At 38.8% G+C, this 19,500-nt stretch carries 19 protein-coding genes and 1 pseudogene; 17 read left to right on the plus strand and 3 right to left on the minus strand.

Translation table 11 applies throughout. From position 1 onward, the window contains the following. Positions 1-2: 2 nt before the first annotated feature. On the plus strand, positions 3-2,132 hold the full coding sequence (locus tag AACZ73_RS16625) for a c-type cytochrome domain-containing protein (RefSeq protein WP_339879577.1): 2,130 nt from the start codon (positions 3-5) through the stop codon (positions 2,130-2,132). 9 nt (positions 2,133-2,141) lie between these two features. On the opposite strand, the gene AACZ73_RS16630 is transcribed toward AACZ73_RS16625, so the two are convergent. Beyond that, the gene (locus AACZ73_RS16630) at positions 2,142-3,026 is read right to left on the minus strand and encodes a PPK2 family polyphosphate kinase (protein WP_339879578.1); all 885 of its coding nucleotides are present in this window, start codon (positions 3,024-3,026) and stop codon (positions 2,142-2,144) included. A gap of 143 nt (positions 3,027-3,169) precedes the next feature. On the opposite strand from AACZ73_RS16630, the gene AACZ73_RS16635 reads away from it, so the two are divergent. The 5 genes and pseudogenes from AACZ73_RS16635 (at position 3,170) to AACZ73_RS16655 (ending at position 8,312) form a co-directional block, all read left to right on the plus strand. Continuing rightward, positions 3,170-4,288, plus strand: a complete 1,119-nt coding sequence (locus AACZ73_RS16635; protein WP_339879580.1) for a DUF5009 domain-containing protein — start codon at positions 3,170-3,172, stop codon at positions 4,286-4,288. Between the two features lie 77 nt (positions 4,289-4,365). Beyond that, complete coding sequence (locus tag AACZ73_RS16640) at positions 4,366-5,367, plus strand: hypothetical protein (protein WP_339879581.1); 1,002 nt, start codon at positions 4,366-4,368, stop codon at positions 5,365-5,367. Positions 5,368-5,394: 27 nt separating this feature from the next. Beyond that, positions 5,395-5,538, plus strand: a pseudogene (locus AACZ73_RS16645) (DUF4287 domain-containing protein); the annotation flags it as partial. Beyond that, positions 5,539-5,928, plus strand: coding sequence for a DUF5655 domain-containing protein (locus tag AACZ73_RS16650; protein ID WP_339879726.1), 390 nt, complete (start codon positions 5,539-5,541; stop codon positions 5,926-5,928). It abuts the pseudogene before it with no gap. Between the two features lie 95 nt (positions 5,929-6,023). Then, positions 6,024-8,312, plus strand: a complete 2,289-nt coding sequence (locus tag AACZ73_RS16655; protein WP_339879582.1) for a DPP IV N-terminal domain-containing protein — start codon at positions 6,024-6,026, stop codon at positions 8,310-8,312. 143 nt (positions 8,313-8,455) lie between these two features. On the opposite strand, the gene AACZ73_RS16660 is transcribed toward AACZ73_RS16655, so the two are convergent. Then, entirely contained in the window at positions 8,456-9,046 is a 591-nt protein-coding gene (locus AACZ73_RS16660) for a riboflavin synthase (protein ID WP_339879584.1), read from the minus strand. A 110-nt stretch (positions 9,047-9,156) separates the two neighbouring features. Here AACZ73_RS16660 and AACZ73_RS16665 point away from each other — a divergent pair, with 110 nt between their 5' ends. From AACZ73_RS16665 to AACZ73_RS16685, 5 genes are all read left to right on the plus strand, one after another. Beyond that, positions 9,157-9,819: a protein-L-isoaspartate(D-aspartate) O-methyltransferase gene (locus AACZ73_RS16665; RefSeq protein WP_339879586.1), complete on the plus strand. Its 663-nt coding sequence runs from the start codon at positions 9,157-9,159 to the stop codon at positions 9,817-9,819. A gap of 132 nt (positions 9,820-9,951) precedes the next feature. Next, positions 9,952-10,470, plus strand: coding sequence for an acyl-CoA thioesterase (locus AACZ73_RS16670; protein ID WP_339879587.1), 519 nt, complete (start codon positions 9,952-9,954; stop codon positions 10,468-10,470). 98 nt (positions 10,471-10,568) lie between these two features. Further along, on the plus strand, positions 10,569-11,135 hold the full coding sequence (locus tag AACZ73_RS16675; protein ID WP_339879589.1) for a hypothetical protein: 567 nt from the start codon (positions 10,569-10,571) through the stop codon (positions 11,133-11,135). Then, positions 11,135-11,452: a DUF3817 domain-containing protein gene (locus AACZ73_RS16680; protein ID WP_339879591.1), complete on the plus strand. Its 318-nt coding sequence runs from the start codon at positions 11,135-11,137 to the stop codon at positions 11,450-11,452. The genes AACZ73_RS16675 and AACZ73_RS16680 overlap by 1 nt, the downstream gene beginning before the upstream one ends. Before the next feature lie 3 nt (positions 11,453-11,455). Continuing rightward, entirely contained in the window at positions 11,456-12,478 is a 1,023-nt protein-coding gene (locus AACZ73_RS16685) for a hypothetical protein (protein WP_339879592.1), read from the plus strand. Between the two features lie 6 nt (positions 12,479-12,484). On the opposite strand, the gene rfbA is transcribed toward AACZ73_RS16685, so the two are convergent. Next, positions 12,485-13,345 carry a glucose-1-phosphate thymidylyltransferase RfbA gene (rfbA, locus tag AACZ73_RS16690; protein WP_339879594.1) on the minus strand — a complete coding sequence of 287 codons (861 nt, stop codon included), beginning with the start codon at positions 13,343-13,345 and terminating at the stop codon, positions 12,485-12,487. 597 nt (positions 13,346-13,942) lie between these two features. Here rfbA and AACZ73_RS16695 point away from each other — a divergent pair. The 6 genes from AACZ73_RS16695 (at position 13,943) to AACZ73_RS16720 (ending at position 19,464) form a co-directional block, all read left to right on the plus strand. Further along, on the plus strand, positions 13,943-15,430 hold the full coding sequence (locus tag AACZ73_RS16695) for a glycoside hydrolase family 32 protein (RefSeq protein WP_339879595.1): 1,488 nt from the start codon (positions 13,943-13,945) through the stop codon (positions 15,428-15,430). A 63-nt stretch (positions 15,431-15,493) separates the two neighbouring features. Beyond that, positions 15,494-15,838 carry a hypothetical protein gene (locus AACZ73_RS16700; RefSeq protein ID WP_339879596.1) on the plus strand — a complete coding sequence of 115 codons (345 nt, stop codon included), beginning with the start codon at positions 15,494-15,496 and terminating at the stop codon, positions 15,836-15,838. Positions 15,839-15,905: 67 nt separating this feature from the next. Continuing rightward, a complete protein-coding gene (locus AACZ73_RS16705) occupies positions 15,906-16,400 on the plus strand; it encodes a hypothetical protein (RefSeq protein ID WP_339879597.1) in 495 nt (164 codons plus the stop codon). A 153-nt stretch (positions 16,401-16,553) separates the two neighbouring features. Continuing rightward, entirely contained in the window at positions 16,554-16,988 is a 435-nt protein-coding gene (locus AACZ73_RS16710) for a (4Fe-4S)-binding protein (protein WP_339879599.1), read from the plus strand. A gap of 11 nt (positions 16,989-16,999) precedes the next feature. Next, entirely contained in the window at positions 17,000-17,560 is a 561-nt protein-coding gene (locus AACZ73_RS16715) for an NAD(P)H-dependent oxidoreductase (RefSeq protein WP_339879601.1), read from the plus strand. 11 nt (positions 17,561-17,571) lie between these two features. Then, positions 17,572-19,464, plus strand: a complete 1,893-nt coding sequence (locus AACZ73_RS16720) for a monovalent cation:proton antiporter-2 (CPA2) family protein (protein WP_339879603.1) — start codon at positions 17,572-17,574, stop codon at positions 19,462-19,464. Positions 19,465-19,500: the final 36 nt, after the last annotated feature.

Raw genomic sequence — 19,500 nt, forward strand, 5'->3', positions numbered from 1 at the left:
ATATGCTCAAGATTTCTTCGATCAGATCCTTTCTGGAAAGCACCCTTTTTATCTGGATAGGACTCACGCTCATCATTACCCTAGCGGGAAATGCACTCGTATTACCAGATTGGCTTCAGGTTGTTGGAAGAAGCCATCCTATTCTATTACATTTTCCCATAGTGCTGCTCTTAATGGGTTTACTTTTCTTCTGGATTCCAGGAATTGACAAAAAACCCGAGATTAGAGAAATCGGAGAAATCAGCTTTTTGGCTGGTTGCAATTTTGCTGGAATCACGGTGCTAGCAGGATTGATTTTAGCCCAAGAAGAGTATACAGGTGAGATTTTAACCTGGCATAAATGGGGAGGCTTAATTGTTTTCGCTGGTTGTGTTTTACTCTATTTTTTCAGATCTATCAAGGCAAATCTTATGCGCTTATCCAGCGTGGCTCTAGCTATTGCCATCATAGCTACGGGACATTGGGGCGCAGGATTAACACATGGCGAGGATTTTCTTTTGGCTCCTATTCAGTCTAAGGACATCGAGGTAATTCCGCTAGCAGAAGCAGAAATCTTTGGAGATGTGGTGCAGCCAATTTTACAGGCTAAATGTATCAGTTGCCATAAAGAAGGAAAGATTAAAGGAGAGCTGAGAATGGATCATATCGAAGGTTTGCAAAAAGGCGGTAAATCTGGGCCATTTGTTTTAGCTGGAGATTTTGAGAAGTCCATGCTCATCCAGAGAATCAATCTTCCTGAAGATGATAAAAAACATATGCCCCCTAAGAATAAGGCACAGTTGACAGATGAAGAGTTATTAATCCTTAGTGAATGGGTTGCCTCAGGAGCTAGTTTTGAACAGAAATTGGTTACCCTTCCTGCTAAAAACGAATTGTACCAACTGGCATCTGTGAAGTTTGAAGGAAATAAAATCTATTCCTTCGACCCTGCAGATCCAGACGATATCAAAGAATTAAACACATCTTTTCGATCAGTTCAGCCGCTTTTCCCTGAGTCACCTGCATTGGATGTCTCCTACTTTGGCATTTCAGCTTTTCAGCCTGAATCGCTCTCCGACCTCAAAAGGGTAAAAGACCAAATCGTTCGATTTAGCCTCAATAAGATGCCTTTGGCTAGTGTTGATCTCAAATTCTTGAAGGATTTTCAACATCTGGAAGAGCTTCAATTAAACTTTACCGAACTGAATGCAGATCAATTAAAGGTTATTTTCAGTCTGACTTCGCTTGAAGTTTTGGCAATTTCAGGAAATACGATAGATGAAAAATCACTGGAGGATCTTACTAAAATGATTTTCTTGAAAAAGCTTTTTGTATGGCAAACTGGCCTGAGAGAAAAAGACCAAGAAATGCTAAAGAAAGCACTTCCTGAAACTGAAATTGACTTTGGATTTGATGGAAAAGGGATAATCTATGAATTGAATAGCCCTATCATTTCACAAGCAGAAATGATCTACCAAGACAGCTTGAAAATTGTTCTTTCGCATCCAATCCCAACTGCAGAAATTCGCTACACACTTGATGGAACTGAACCTGACAGTATTACTGGAAAAGTTTATTCAGAGCCGATTTTCACCAAAAGCACTGGAAAAATCATTGCAAAAGCTTACGCATCCGAATGGAAAGGCTCAAAACCATCAGAATCAATATTCATACATTCAGGAATCCAACCAACTGAATCAGTTTTGGTTAACGATCCAAATCCAAAATATAAAGCCACAGGTGTTGCCACGCTGTTTGATTTGGTAAAAGCTGAAGCACCAAACCATAGCCAAAAATGGTTAGGATTTCAGGATGATCCGATGGTTTTGGAAGTAAGCTTTGAAAAGGAAAATAACCCAAAAGAAATCTCTCTTAGCCTTTTGTACAACGAAGGCGCCCATATCTTCCCTCCATCCAAAGTACTTGTACAGGGCTGGGAAAATGGAAGATGGACCCAGCTGGCAATTAATACTCCTAGTCCTTCTACCCAAGGCGCTCCTGCAAGATCCGAATTACTCAAACTTGCGCTGGAAAACACAAATTATGAAAAGCTAAAAATCACATTATCTCCCCTTCAAAGTTTACCAAAATGGCATCCAAACTCGGGAAGTAAGGGTTGGGTATTTGTAGATGAGGTGATTTTCAATGAGTAATAAAGGAATTCAATTTTCCTCCTTGCTCAGAATTTTCTTATACATTTCTATATTCTCCATGATATTGTTCTCTAGCTTTGGCTCTTCAATATCTTTTATTTTTTGCATCTCATTATAAATGATTTGAGCCACCAGAACCCGCGCAGCTTCTTTATTGTCCGAAGGAATAATGTACCAAGGCGCATGTTCTTTGGAGGTCTTATTAATAGCTTCCTCATAGCACTTTTGGTAGTCATCCCAGCGTTCTCTCTCCTTTAGATCACCTGGAGAAAACTTCCAATTATGCTTTGCCTTGTTCAAGCGGCGAAGCAACCGCTGCCTTTGTTCTTCTTTCCCTAGGTGTAGGAAAAATTTGAAAATGATGGTTCCGTTATCGCTAATTTGTTTTTCAAAATTGTTGATCTGCTCAAAGCGTTTTTCCCAAAAATCAAAAGTGATATCATCCACAGAATTAATTCCTGGGATGTTTTCTCCCAGAATATATTCTGGATGGACTCGAGTCACTAAGACATTCTCGTAATGAGTCCTGTTAAAAACACCATACTTTCCTCGTTGAGGCAAAGCAATTACATGTCTCCAGAGAAAATCATGTTGAAGTTCCAACTTTGATGGAGTCTTAAAACTGTGGACTACAACTCCCCGCGGATTGAATTCTTTAAAAACTTCCCTAATCAAGCTGTCCTTACCAGCAGTGTCCATGCCCTGCAGACAGATCAGTACTGAATATTTATTATGGGCATACATGATATCTTGATGCTCGCTGAGTTTTTCCCGCAATTTATTAAGTTCTTTTTCCTTCTTTTTTTCCGAAGCTTCAAGATCAATGGAGGTAGGGATTTCTTTTAGAGAGATAGACTTCGTTACTTTAAAGGAATCAGCTGAAATATCTTTCATGCGTTTTTTAATTTTTAGTGGATAATGAGTGGGTCATTAAGAAAAGAACAAGATAATATTTTATCTTACCCCTACAGAAAAACGCCATCATTTTACCCCAATTCACCAACCTTAAAATGGTACAAAATTCTATTTCTCCAGGCATGACTAATCGGTACCTGGCTCTTGACGTGCTCCGTGGCTTGACTATTGCCTTTATGGTCATAGTCAACACAGCCGGAGATTGGACCAATCTCTTTGCTCCTCTTGCTCATGCTAAGTGGCATGGCTTCACTCCCACTGATTTAGTATTCCCAACTTTTCTATTTGTTGTAGGCAATGCTATGAGCTTTTCCATGAAAAAGCTTCAGCAAATGAATCCTGCGGAATTTTTCAAAAAGGTAGGAAAAAGAACAGCTTTGATTTTCCTGATCGGCTGGTTGCTAAACGCATTTCCATTTTATGAACTATCTGATACTGGGGCTATGAGTATTAAGGACTTTACAGAAGTCCGACTTTTTGGAGTGCTTCAGCGAATTGCACTTTGCTATTTCTTTGGAGCGATAGTACTTTATTATGGAGGAATAAAGGGTGCCTGGATTTTCAGTGGAATCTCACTTATAGGTTATTGGGTGGTAATGTATTTCTTTGGCGATTCTGCTGATCCATATGGCCTTACTGGAAATGCTGCAATCAAGCTAGATTTAGCGCTGATCGGACCTGAAAGAATGTATGGCGGAGAAGGAATTCCTTTCGATCCTGAAGGTATTCTCAGCACCTTACCCGGAATCGTAAATGTTATCGCTGGCTATCTAGCCGGTATGATGATCCAAAAACTTGGTAATTCCGTGAAAACGATCAAGAAATTACTGGTTATGGGATTGATATTAATCATAGTAGCTTACATCTGGGATATATTTTTTCCGATCAACAAAAAAATCTGGACCAGCTCATATGTTCTTTTGACCATTGGGATTGACCTTATTTTATTGGCGATCATGGTGGTGATTATTGAAATCAAAAACTGGAAAGGTTGGACTTATTTTTTCGAAGTTTTTGGAAGAAATCCCCTGATTCTATATGTGCTATCGGGACTGGTTATTCGAATACTAGGTATGATTCCAATGGGAGAAACAACACTACGCGGTTTTATTTACACTAATTTCTATACAACCTGGCTGTCGCCAAAAATGGCTTCATTTCTATTTGCATTTAGTTATATGCTGCTCATTTGGCTAATCGGACTATGGATGGATAAAAGAAAGATCTATGTAAAAGTGTAAAATGTAATATTCTGATAATAAGTCTTTTGCCCAAAAACCGTAACTTATTGGTGTTTTTTAATTAACCCAATATTTTTATGATTCTGAAAATTGGAGTTTATAATGTAGAATGGATGAGAGATCTGTTTGACACAGAGGGAATTCCTAAAACAACTGGCAAAGAGCTTATTAGAAGTCAGCAATTGGCTGAGGTGATCCAGACAATGGACCCAGATTTTCTAGGTATAGTGGAAGGTCCAAACACCCTGGTGGATGGCTCAAAAACTGCTTCCGCACAAATGGAAATATGGACTAAAACTTTCATTCCTGGCTCAACTTACAAAGGTATTCACGGCTTCCCATCTGCAGGTCAGCAGGAACTTTGTGCTATTTTCAAGCCTGATAAAGTCAATGTACTTTTCACTCCTGAGACCAGGGAAGGAAATAGATTTGATGAACCTTTTTTGCAGGACACCACAAACCGTCTAATCAAAGAACAATACAAACATTATCGTCCCCCACTGGAATTGAGCATTTTAGGACTGGATGATTCTTTGATTACACGGGTGATCGTAGCTCATACGAAATCCAAGGGAATTTTTGATATGGTTGATTATGCCAGATTCGAGCAAATTTCCGCTCGTGACCGACTTAAGTTATTTGCAGAATGCATGTCTATTCGAGAGCGATGCGATGAGTATTTGGAAAAAAATCAGCAAGTCCTAGTGATGGGAGATATCAATGACGGATTTGAGTTGGATTTTTACGAAAATAAATTCTCTAAAAGTGCTGTAGAAATCCTACTTGGAGACGTTTGGAAGCCGGAATTTATCATGAAACCTGTTTTACCCAAACCAAAACTAAATAGCTATGGATACACTCCAAATTCCAGTAAATATAAAGACCGGATTACGGGAGATGAAATCAATGTTTTGATTGATCATATTTTGGCGAGCCAAGGATTAAAAGTCTTGCAAGGAACAGTGTGGAACCCATATCTTGAAAAAAGTAATCCAGCAATCCAATCTGTCAGCGACTCACTCAAAAAAGCTTCGGACCATTTTCCTGTGCTTTGTGAGATAGAAACAATAAACCCGTAAAAACCAATGGACCAAGCAGCACAGACAATGATCGATAACCTAGAGAAAAACACAGGTAAAAGCCTGGATCAATGGGTATCTATTGTTTAGAAAGAAAGTTTAAACAAGCACGGAGAAATTATAAAATTTTTAAAGTCTGAATATGGCTTTACCCATGGTTTTGCAAATCTTGTGGCCCACAAATCCTTAAAATCAGATTCAGGGTCAGCTGCGGATACAGATGAGTTGATCACAAAGCAATACAAGGGCAAAGAACATTTTTTAAAGCTTTATGAGAACTTAGGCTCTGAAATCAAAGCTTTTGGCTCAGATATAGAATTCGCTCCAAAAAATGCTTATGTGAGTGTAAAGCGCAAAAAGCAATTTGCCATGCTAATACCTGCTACTAAAACGAGATACGAAATAGGCCTCAATTTAAAAGGTCACCCAGCAGAAGGAGTTCTTGAAATTGACACCAAAACAAATGGTATGTGCAGTCATAAGATTTTGCTCACGCCTGAAAGCGATATTACTCCAGAAGTTATTTCTTGGCTTCAAATAGCCTACGAAGCTGCTGGATGACCACCCCTTTTACAAAATAGGATTACTTTCGGTCAATAACTGAAGTGTTTGCTATGAATTTTGGGGATACCTTGTTTTCAAAATTATCCCCCATTATGTTAAAATCGCCTTCTTTAAAATCTTTTATATATCGCTACTTCAATACTTTCCTCTTTCTCCTTTTGTTCCATAATTCATTTGGACAAATCACAGAAGAAACCTATCACAAGGCTGAATATTTCCTAAGTGATAATATTCAAAAAGAGGTATATCATCTCGAAGTAATTCCTCATTGGATAAAAAATCAGAATTCTTTTTGGCATCAGACTTATACAAAAGATGGAATGCGCTTTTTCATCACCAACCTAGATGAAAAGAGTACCAAGGAAGCCTTTGATCACAACGAACTTGCAAATTATCTCAGTGAAAAATCCGGAAAGGAAATCATTGGAGATGCTCTGCCCTTTACTTCTATTGAAATGGACGAACAGGGAAAAATATCATTTGAATGGATGAATCAAAACTGGAAGTTTGATGCCGAGAAGAAGGAATTAACCAGCGAGAAAGTAAAGGATAGGCCAACCCGTGATTTTGCTATTTCTCCGGATGGAAACTGGAAAGCTTTCACCCGAAATTTCAATCTATTTGTAGAGAACCTGCAAACTGGGGAAGAAATCCAGCTAAGTTTTGATGGAAAAAAAGACTACGAATATGCATCATTTTGGGGCTGGTCAGATATGATTTATGGAGAAAATGGAGAGCGCCCATATCACTTCAGCGCCAGATGGTCTCCAGATTCCAAATTCATTCAAACTCAGATTGTGGATCTTCGACTTGCAGAAAAAATGTTTTTGCTGGATTTCAGCCAAGATTCTAAATTTCGACCTGAGCTGATGGCATATTACCGTGGATCACCAGGCGACAGCACTGTGGTTACTTACACACCGGTTTTGTTTGAATTGGATTCTAAAGAAGAGACAAAATTTCCTCAGCTAACCTTACCACACTTCATCGGCATGAACCTCAATTGGAGTGCTGATAGCCAATTTTTAAGTGGTACTTATTTGGAGCGTGGATTCAAGAGGTTTAGTGTGATAGAAATTGATGCAAAATCGAAAGAGCTTCGAAAAATCTATTCTGAATCTTCCCCTACTCACGTTAATAACAATAATATTTTCAGACGCTTAGAAAATGATCAGTTCATTCTCGGTACTGAGAAATCCGGATGGAATCACTTGTCTCTTTACGATTGGAAAACAGGTAAGCTCATTAATACGATCACTTCGGGAGAATACGTGGTTAGTAATATTCTTTCAGTAGACGAGAAAAATGAGGTGATTTACTTTGAGGCGAACGGGAGGGAAAATGATCAAAACCCTTACTATTCCAATCTGTATAGAATAAATATGGATGGTTCAGGAATCGCGCTATTGACACCTGAAAACGCCTTCCATTCTATTTCTTACTCAGATGAAAAAGATTACTTTATCGACAATTATTCCACTGTAGATCAGCCAACAGTCTCTGTCGTACGTGAACTCAAATCAGGCAAAATCATTTATGAAATCTCGAAAGCAGATATTTCAAACCTGAAAAAGAAAGGATATCAAAGTCCCAAGCAATTTACTGCTACTGCAAAGGATGGGAAAACAACTTTATATGGCATCTATTATTTGCCAACAGATTTCAATTCTAAAAAGAGCTACCCAATTATTGACTACACTTATTCCGGTCCTCATATAGACATTACTCCTAAAACTTTCAAAGCTGGTCTAATCGGTTTACAGCAACCTATGGCAGAGTTAGGGTTTGTAGTGGTCACCATAGATGGGCTTGGCACCTCAGGAAGAGGTAAAGCATTTAACGATGTATCCTATAATAATCTCGGTGATGGGACCACAGATCATGTTCTTGCTATTAAACAATTGGCCGCTAAAAATAAGTTTATTGATATCGACAAAGTCGGAATATTTGGTCACTCTGCAGGTGGCTACGATGCTGGAAGGGCGATGCTTTTGCATCCGGATTTTTACAAAGTAGGTGTGGCATCAGCAGGAGATCACGACCACAGAATGGAAAAAGCATGGTGGCCAGAGATGTATATGGGATATCCAAGAGGCGATTTCTACCATGAGCAATCCAATGTAACCAATGCCGCTAACCTTAAAGGATATCTGTTATTAGCACATGGTGGAATAGATGAAAATGTCAATCCATCCGCCACTTTCAAGCTTGCAGAAGCGCTTATCAATGCTGGAAAAGATTTTGACCTTTTCATCTGGCCGAGTCGAAACCATAATTTTGGAAGAAGCAACGGAGACTACTTTACCAAAAAAAGATGGGATTACTTCATAGAGCATTTGATGGGAGAAGAGCCGATACGGCATTATCAGATCAAGAAATAAATGATTACACCGAGTTTTAGCAATTCAGATATAAAGTTTAAAAAGTTATACTAACTAAAATTCTGAAATCACATTTGTATTGAATACTTAAGAGGAGGTCCCAAATTTGGAAACCTCCTCTTTTACTTTGGACCTAGATAGCTTTAAAGGTAACCTTTAGTGATTCGCTGAATGTATTTTCCCAGAATATCAAATTCCAGATTGACTAAGTCACCGGGCTTCAACTGATGAAAATTAGTATGATCAAAGGTGTACGGAATTATCGCTACCGAGAATCTACCAGGTCCGGAATTGAAGCAGGTTAAACTGGTACCATTAATTGTGATGGAGCCTTTTTCCACGGTTACATTTCCGAGGCTATGGTCAAACTCTAAGTCAAAAACCCAAGATCCATTCTGATCAATAATATTTTTCACTTTTCCCACCTGGTCCACATGTCCTTGCACGATATGCCCATCAAAGCGTCCATTTGCAGGCATACAGCGTTCAAGGTTGACTTTCTTACCTACTTTCCACTGTGATAGATTCGTTTTCTGAATCGTCTCGTCGATTGCCGTCACTCGGTATAAATCGGGAGTTGTTTGAACTACAGTAAGACATACACCATCATGCGCTAAAGACTGATCGATCTTCAACTCAGATGCAAGTGTTGCTTCCAGATCAAAGTGGACATTGGTACCGTCCTGAGTTATATTTTGTATTGTGCCAATAGCTTCAATAATTCCTGTAAACATAGCGATGAATTTAACTTTCAAAGTTTCAATGACTAAGCAATAAATGCCCTATTCAAGTTCAAATTAAGCCAAATATTCTTTTATCTTCGATCACAGAATCGTAAATAACCATGCCCCTACTCAAACTCGAAGACACGTATTTACATAAAGGAAAACGGAGAGCTCTAGTAAATTTGCTAAGGGAAAAAGGAATTAAAAACGAACATGTACTTCAGGCTATCAACACGTTACCAAGACATTTTTTCTTTGATTCTGCATTGATTTCGCATGCTTACGAGGACAAAGCCTTCCCCATCGGAGAAGGTCAGACTATTTCCCAACCTTACACTGTAGCCTTCCAAACCGAACTGCTTGAGATCAAAGAGGGAGAAAGAATTTTAGAAATTGGAACCGGTTCAGGATATCAAGGAAGCATCTTACATCTACTTGGTGCAGAGGTATTTACTATAGAATACCAGAAGAAACTATTTGAGGGTACCAAACGATTTTTAACGAGGCTGGGAATAGAAATGCATCTTTTCTATGGCGATGGAACAGGCGGACTTCCAGCTTATGCACCTTACGATAAAATAATTGTAACAGCTGGAGCCCCGGTTGTACCCGAGGCTTTGGTTCAGCAGTTAAAAATTGGAGGAATTTTGGTAATTCCTGTAGGCGATAAGCGAAAGCAGGCAATGCTGAAAATCACCAAGAAGTCAAAAGATCAAGTCGTTCAGGAAGAATACGAGGGTTTTGCATTTGTACCGCTTTTGGGAAAAGATGGTTGGGGCTGAGTGGACTTCGGAATTTTGATTTCAATTTTATCTATACGCAAATCCATTCAATCTCAAAATAATATTCCGATAAAAACTCTCCATTGATTTTTCAACAAAATTTAATTTCTATTTTTGTTAAAATTTAGATTTATGAGCCTAAAGAAATTTGCAAGAGAGTCCGCAGTGATCATGACCGAAATGGTCCTTCCAAATGATACTAATACACTTAACAACCTCATGGGAGGTAAACTAATGCATTGGATGGATGTGGTTGCTGCCATTGCTGCACAAAAACACTCTAACAGCATAGTAGTGACTGCTTCTGCAGATAATATTTCCTTCCAGGAACCTATCGCCCTTGGTAATGTAGTTACCCTTAAAGCTCAGGTAACCCGTGCTTTCAACTCTTCCATGGAGGTTTTCATAGAAGTGACAGCGGAAGACATCCCTGCTAATAAAAAGGTAATGACCCACAGAGCCTTTTTCACTTTTGTGGCTGTTAATGAGAACAATAAACCATCTAGAATTCCTGAGTTAGTTCCAGAAACTCCAGAGGAAATTGAAAACTACGAAGGAGCATTAAGAAGAAGACAACTCAGACTTGTATTGGCAAAAAGAATGAAACCAGAAGATGCTGTTGAGCTGAAGTCAATTTTCAATATGGATTGACCAAACGAAAGCAAATTAAATATTCGAGGGGTAATTGAGATATTGCCCCTCTTTTTTTGTGTTAAGGCGAATTTTAAGCAATTTCCGACATGGAAAATATGAGCATTCAAGAGCTCCAACATATCATTACCGAAGATCTTTTCTTCTTCGAAAAAGAACTTAAAGCCGATCAGGGAAAACAGGATTCAAATCATTCAGTTGAGACAGAAAAACCAAAGACTCTTCCGAAAACAGTGCATTTGACAACCTCCACACCTTCCACCGAAGAAATAAAACTTGAGCCTTTAAAAGTGAGGGGGAATTTCGAAAAAGGAATTTTAGTTCTTCATGAAGAAGCTGAACTGAAGAGCGAGGTAATGGATATGCTGGTTAAAATGATTAATGCGGTTGGCCATTCGATGAATGAAGTTGGGCTACTTTCTTCCAAAGAATTGGAAGGCAGGACCCTCACTGAACTTTATGATCTGAATGCTCACATCGTTCTTAAGTTCGGCCGTCTAAAACACCCGATAAATGCATTGCCGGCATCCGACTATCAGATCCATATGGAAAAGGAAACTGAATACCTTTTTGCAGATGCGCTTACCACTATTTCAGAAGATAAAGTTCTTAAAGGAAAACTTTGGAATACCCTTAAAATATTATTTAACATAGCTAAAAAATAATGAGTCTAACTCCCCAACAACATACCTGGGCAAAACGATTTCGATGGATTTCACTTATTGAAGGTACTTCAACGTTAGTTTTATTTTTCATTGCTATGCCTTTGAAATACATGTGGGACTATCCGATGGCTGTTACATATGTAGGATCGATTCATGGAGCTCTATTCCTTATTTACATCTGCATGGTTTTCCCTACAGCTCATAATTTAAAATGGAATTTCAGCAGAACATTCTTTGCAATCATTGCTTCAATTCTGCCATTTGGACCTTTTATTTTTGATAGAAACCTGAAGAAAAGTCAAAAAGTGGAATTGTAGCATATGGCCTTAATCAGTAAAAAGAAGCGAATCTATCCTATCAGCAATGGACTGAGACGCTATCTGATTAAATATTCCCGTGAAGTAGATATCCCTATCCACTATCACGAATTGCTTCGCTATTCTAGTTCTATCGCACTATATGATTCCAAAGAACAAGACACGCTTTGGGAAACGGTATTCTACGACCAATCTGACCGTGAGGAAATCCACCTAAATGTCAAAAAGATCTATGCATTACTGAAAGCCGGTGGAGATATGTCGGTAATGGAGCACCTGTATGTTGACCGGATAGACTTGTGCGTCTATGGAAATACTCAGCCGTTTCGAGTACGCATCGTGAATAGAATCAACGATAATTTTGATTACTTCTATGTGAAAAACGCTGATGCATCACGCGTTTATGGGCTTGAGTTTGAGCATTTACTTTCACCCAATAGGATTTCCTATTTAGTTCATCAAAACACACTAATAGAGGAACATATAGCGGGCATTCCTGGTGACAAATTCATGCGAGCGCACATGACTGATCCTCATCTGAATCCCATTCGATTAGCGAAGGAATTCGTCAAATTCAACGAGCGTTGCTTTGTGAGATTATTGGGTGATATGCATTCATCCAACTTTGTGATTGATGTCACACCGGACTTTGAAGAGACGCATTATAGAATTCGCGCGATTGATTTTGATCAGCAATCCTACGAGGGAAAAAAATCCATTTACCTACCCCAATATTTCAAGGAAAACAATGTGCTTATTCAATTGGGCATGAAATACATCACCCCTGAGTCCATGGTGCAATACCAGAAAGAAGAGCGTGCATTAATCGCTACACGACTCAAATCTTCCCGGCAAGGCATCCTCGATATTTTGCGCTCCATGGAGCACGACACGATTTCCTTACCGGAAAATATTGCCTCTTTAAAAATCGACTTAGCGAAACATTATGGAAATGATAAGTTCCTGGAATGCAAAAGCATGGGTCAAATCATGAAAACAAGCCTTGAGGAACTTATCAAGAAATAATCGACTTTACTTTATCAATCTTCTCAAGTAACCACCATAGCCACTTTTTCCTAATTTATCAGCAGCTTCAAGTAGCTTTTCTTCCCCTATAAACCCAGCTCTGTAGGCGATTTCTTCTATACAACCGATCTTCAAGCCTTGACGCTCCTCGATTACCTCCACAAATTGGGCGGCTTGCAAAAGAGACTGATGCGTGCCGGTATCGAGCCAGGCAGTTCCCCTATTTAGGATAGCAACTTGCAGCTCGCCCATTTTAAGATACTCAGTATTGATATCTGTGATTTCGAGTTCACCGCGCGGACTTGGTTTGATTTTCTTCGCAATTTCGACTACTCTGTTATCGTAAAAGTAAAGCCCAGGAACAGCAAAATTTGATTTAGGGTTTTCAGGCTTTTCTTCTATACTTATTGCCTTCTGGTTTTCGTCAAATTCCACCACCCCGTATCGCTCAGGATCATTGACATGGTAGGCAAATACTACTCCTCCCTTTGGATTTGTGTGCTCCTTCAATGTATTGTGAAGACCAGAACCATAAAATATATTATCTCCCAAGATCAGAGCTACCTCATCGCCTCCGATGAATTTTTCTCCGATAATAAATGCCTGCGCCAATCCATCTGGGCTTGGTTGTACAGCATATTCAAATCTACATCCAACCTGTGATCCATCGCCCAAAAGTCGCTGAAATGCCTCGCTATCGTCTGGGGTCGTAATAATCAGTACTTCCTTGATCCCCGCCATCATCAATACAGATAGTGGATAATAGATCATTGGTTTGTCATAAACCGGCATCAACTGCTTACTTACCGAAATGGTCAAAGGATATAGACGAGTTCCAGACCCACCGGCCAAAATAATTCCCTTCATATTTTTTATTGTATAAATTTCAATTTTAAGACTTCTGTTACTTCCAAAAATGAATCCAACTATCTCAATACCTGAATCGGTAATTTATCAGATAAGGAAATAGCAAACTGGGCTAATCTGAGGTAAAAGATAGAAAATAGCGTTAGATTAAGGCTTAAATCTACTGAAAGGGCGAAAATTAAAAAAATAAGATACGAAAACAGTGATTGTTCCTTTAGGAATGCGAAGCGATATGGAATCTTTTTTAGCTCAGACAGAGATTTAAGCTGGAGCGGGACACAAAGTTATTTGTTTATGTACATAGCAATTCAGAGCAACAGTTTCCCAACTTGGGTATGAGTTCATCGAGTTTGCTTAAGGTTTATAAGAAACGCTGGAAACCCAAAGTGGAAAAACCATTATAGATAGCTGTAAAAATGCTTGGAAGAAACTTAATAGTTTTTTCAAACTGGCAAAGATAAATTTGAGACAGCTTTGAAGGACTTTTGTATAAAACCTAAATATGACGAAAATGCTTTTAAAGTTGCCACCAAGATGGAAAGTGAAGTAAAATGATAAAACATCCTAAAACTTGTTATCAATCAAAAATTTAATTGAATGAATCTTAATAACTCAGTTTTCCTAGTATTTTTTGCGATGGTAATCGCAAGTTGCCAATCAGATCCTGAAGTCAATTTTGAATCTCAGGTGACAGAGGAGTATAGGCCAGCCTACCACTTTACCCCCGAATCTGGCTGGATGAATGATCCAAATGGACTAACCTACCTTAATGGAGAATACCATCTATTTTACCAGCATTATCCTGACAGCACTGTTTGGGGACCTATGCATTGGGGACATGCCGTTTCTACCGATTTAGTAAATTGGGAGGATTTGCCCATAGCCCTATATCCAGATAGTCTAGGTTACATTTTCTCCGGAAGCGCTGTATATGATGCTGAAAATAGTTCGGGATTAGGAACAGCTGAAAATCCTCCCATGGTAGCAATCTTCACCTATCACAATGCTGAGGAAGCAAATACCTCCTCCTATACATTCCAAAATCAAGCAATAGCATTTTCCCTGGACAAAGGCAGAACATGGGATAAATACGATAAAAATCCTGTCCTACAAAACCCAGGAATTCGTGATTTCCGCGATCCTAAAGTTTCCCAAATCACAAATCCAGACGGCACAAAATCCTGGATAATGACTCTCGCGGTGCTAGACCATATTAATTTTTACAGTTCCCCTGATTTAATTAACTGGTCTTTGATTGGTGAGTTTGGAAATACTATTGGTGCGCATGGTGGAGTTTGGGAATGTCCAGATCTGCTGCCTTTCAAAACACCATCGGGAGAAAATAAATGGGTATTGCTAGTGAGCATAAATCCAGGTGGGCCTCAGAATGGATCCGCTACACAATATTTCATTGGAGATTTTGAGGATGGTCAATTCACTCCAGACGACACGATGATTCGATGGATTGACTATGGACCGGATAATTATGCCGGAGTTACTTATAGCAACCTTCCCACTGAGCAAAATAGAACTCTTTTCATTGGATGGATGAGTAATTGGATTTATGCCAATCAAGTACCTACAAAGGTTTGGAGATCAGCAATGACAGTTCCCAGAGAGCTAAGTTTATTTGACATTGATGGCACCTTGCTTCTAAAATCTGCGCCTGCTAAAGAACTTACTGATCTAAGAGAAAAAGAGTATGGAGTAAAGGATAGAAACTCTGGTTTACCATCAGAGGCGTTCGAAATTACGGCAGAGACTAAATCTGATTTTTTTAAGATTTCGTTCTCAAATGAAACAGGCGACAGTTTATTTGTCTCCAAAGAAAATGGTTTGGTAAGTATTGATCGTAGAGGTGCGGGTGAAAGTAATTTCAACAAAGACTTTTCTGCTATTCACTCTGCTCCCATGAGCTGGGAAGCAAAAGACATAAGAATATTTATGGATGCTGCCTCCATTGAATTATTCGTAAATGACGGTGAGTTAGTGATGACTTCTATAGTATTTCCATCAAGTCCTTGGAAAAATGTAGCTGTTTCAGAAAACCTCAATTCCTTAAAAATTTATAATTTGAAAAAATAAGGACGTCATACTATTGACATCTCATATTATTTTGGTTTAAATTAGTATGTTAACCGATAAAAAATGAAAAAGCATTTTTCACTCCTTATACTATCCATTAGTTGGATCTTATGGTTTGTAGCTGTTTTTACATTTCCTGTCTCTATTGTTTCTACCAATATTGACTACACACATGATTCGATTTCGAATCTTGAACAAGTTGCAAAAATTCAATTTAACGCTGCTCCAGAATTACTGGAAATCCCTGAATTCAAGATTGATTGGAGCTTAAATGCCAAGCTTAACCCTGAATGGTATTTTGACTTTCTAAGCCCTTTTAAAGTATACTTAGCTTCTTCATTTTTCAAGAAATCGATTCCACTTTTTGACGTTAAGGACACTTTCATCCATTTTTATTACACCTGGTAAAACAGAATAGAAACCCACGCTGTGATCCCAAAATCACAATTCATCTATTCAATTTAACCACACTCCTATGATCTCCATTGATCCTATCACACTTGCTGTGTCATCATTTGCTATGATGGCGTCTGCATCGCCATTCATCTACTACAGCTACAAACTAAAAAAAATCAGGAATGAAAATCTGGCAACATTTGAAGAATTTTCCACTTCAAATAACGTCATTCCTACTCTGCACGAACGCTGGAGAAACCATTACCATTTGGGTTTGGATAGCCAATTCAAAAAGTTGATCTACCATAGGTTTGGCAGCTATCCTGAGCAAAGTGTCATAGACCTCAAAGAGGTAAACAAGGTAAGCATACAGGAAAAAATCCGCAGAGTTCAAGTAGGAAACGAGAAACGCTACATTCTAGATTTTCTAGCCTTACAGTTTCATTTTAAAGACATATCGCATTCTCCAAAGACGATAGAAATTTACGACGGTGAATTATTCACTAGTGTAGCGGGAGAACGCGGTATTGCTGAAAAGTGGCAAAAAATACTTGAGAATAATCTTAAAGATTGAATTAATTAGCAAAGAATACTTTTATCAGATTGGTTTTATTGGTTATAAAAGACTCAGTAAAGTAACTGGGTCTTTTTTCTTATACGAGCTACTTTGTCTTATTTTAAAATAGAAAAATTTGTAATATTAAAAACGTCAAACTTTATCAACGAAATGTCAGACACACCTATTCATAAAGAGTATTCCAACGGAGAATTAACTATCACTTGGAAACCTCATAAATGTATACATTCCAAAAACTGCGTTTCCGGATTGCCTTCAGTTTTTGATTTTGAAAGAAGACCTTGGGTCAATGCAAAAGGAGCAAGTACGGAGGAAATTGTCAAGCAAATAGATAAGTGTCCAAGTGGAGCTCTTGGTTATTATTTCAAAGAGCAAAAAGAAACAAGTTCCGGTAATGTGATGTCAGAGCAATTGGTGGAAGTCATTGCCAATGGTCCGCTGATGGTTTACGGAAATCTCCAAGTTAAACTTCCTGATGGACACATAAAAAACCAAAGTAAAGTCTCAGCTTTTTGTAGATGTGGATCTAGCCAAAACAAGCCGTTTTGTGATGGTACCCATAAGAAAATTAACTTCCAAGGCTAAAGCCTAAATACATGCGTAAAGTACTCGTTCTTTTTGCTCATCCTAAATTTGAGCATTCTGAAGCAAATCAAGCTTTAATCCAGGCTGCTAATGGATTGGAAAATGTGGAAATCAGGGATTTATATGAACTCTATCCTGATTTTAACATTTCAATTCAGGATGAGCAGGAGGCACTTTTTGAAGCTCAAGTAGTCATCTGGCATCATCCCATTTATTGGTACTCCTGCCCTCCTCTTATGAAGCAATGGATAGATCTGGTCCTGGAGTTTGGTTGGGCATATGGTCCTGGTGGGATTTACCTGAAGGGCAAGCATATTCTAAATGCTATTACTTCAGGTGGATCTCAAGAAGCCTACCAATATGAAGGCAAAAATAATTATAAGATTGAGGATTTCCTTCGACCATTTGAGCAAACAGCCAGACTTTGCCACATGAACTATTTGGCACCATTCCATGTAGCTGGAACTTATAAAATTTCGGACTCTGAACTCATTAGAAAAGCAGATTCTTACAGAGAATTATTACTCAACCTTCGGGATAATGATGATCTTACCCCCTACCAAAACCGCTAAAATGTAAGCTTATGAATGGATTTTTAGCAAACGCAATCTTATATATTTTAGCAGCAATCATTTGCGTTCCGGTTGCCAAAAAGCTTGGAATGGGCTCTGTATTAGGGTATCTAATTGCAGGAATTTTAATTGGCCCCTACCTACTTGGCTTTATCACCAATGAAGGTCAAGGTCAGGATATCATGCACGCTACGGAGTTTGGAGTAGTTATGATGCTGTTCTTGATTGGACTGGAATTGGAACCCAAAAATCTGTGGAAAATGCGTCAGCTCATTCTTCAGGTGGGTTTGAGTCAGGTATTGGTCACTTCTGCCTTAGTATTTGGGATTGGGTTATTGCTCGATGTACGCTGGCAAATATCGCTTGCTGCCGGGCTTTCCACTGCGCTATCATCCACCGCTATAGTCTTGCAATCTCTCAAAGAAAAAAATCAAATGAACAGTCCGAATGGTAAGCTTTCATTTGGAGTTTTATTGATGCAGGACGTCGCAGTAATACCTATTTTAGCGCTGTTACCCCTTTTGATTTTCGGAGAGGTTGCTACTGTTGCGACCGAAACTTCTGGAATGCATGGCCTTATAGATAATCTTCCAGGTTGGGTACAGACGTTATCTATCTTTGCAGCTATAGGAATAGTTGTTCTTCTCGGAATGTTTGGGTTTGGTCCACTTTTAAACTGGGTAGCAAAGACTAGGCAGAGAGAATTATTCACAGCTTCTGCATTATTGATAGTGGTTGGGATCTCCTATCTGATGGAACTGGTAGGCCTTAGTCCAGCACTGGGAGCTTTTCTAGCAGGCGTAATATTAGCAAACTCTCCTTACCGACATGCTCTTGAATCCGATTTAGAACCCTTTAAGGGACTACTTCTTGGTTTGTTTTTTATGGCTGTAGGTTCTACGATTAATTTCAGCTTGATCATTTCAAATGCATCTACCATAGTATCTATTACTCTAGGGATTATTGTTTTGAAAACGATCATTTTGCTAGTAATTGGTAGAACCAAGAAGCTACGATTGACGAGTAATCTAAGCTTTGCAATAGGCCTTTCCCAGGTGGGTGAATTCTCCTTTGTCACCTATGCGTTCGCATTGCAATTGGGGATTTTTGACCAGTCAATTTCTGACACCTTAATGGCTATAACGGCTCTGAGTATGACCATTACTCCTATTCTCATGGTGATTCTCGATAAGGCTATCATCCCACATATCAACAAAGCTGCCAAGACAATCGAAAAAGAAATGGATAAAATTGACGAGCACAATAAAGTCATTTTGGTAGGTTTTGGACACTTTGGATCAACTTTGGGGCGCTTTCTTAGAGCCAATGGAGTGGAAGCAACTATTTTGGATGCTGATCCGGATCGGGTTGATTACCTGAGGAAAATGGGTTTTAAAGTGTATTTCGGAGATGGAACAAGAGCCGAGTTACTTCAGTCTGCAGGTGCAGAGGACGCTTCCATTTTAATATCGGCACTTGACAATACTGAATACAGTCTTAGGCTAGTTGAGCTTTGCAAAGAGGAATTTCCTCATCTGGAAGTTATGATTCGAGCCAAAAACCGATATGATGCATTTGAGCTGATGGAAATGGGCGTGAAAAATATTTACAGAGAACATCTGGATACATCTATTCGAATGGGAGAAGATGTGCTTAAGAAGCTTGGCTTCAGAGCTCATACCGTGCACCGTTTGGCTAAGCAATTTCGGGATTATGACGAAAGTGCTTTGAAAGTGTTGGTGAATTTTAAGGATAACAAGGATGAATACATTTCTAAAAGCAGGCAGCAAATAGAAATGCAGGAAAGTCTGTTAAATGGAGAACTGATGAGGAAATTTTCTGTTAATGATCATACTTGGGATAGCGATTCTATCAAAGATGCAGCAAAATCAGAAAAAAAGTAAAATCAAGTTAGGGTTATTAAACAGTGTTTAATTATA

The organism is uncultured Algoriphagus sp., assembly GCF_963974835.1.
Classification (GTDB): Bacteria; Bacteroidota; Bacteroidia; order Cytophagales; family Cyclobacteriaceae; genus Algoriphagus.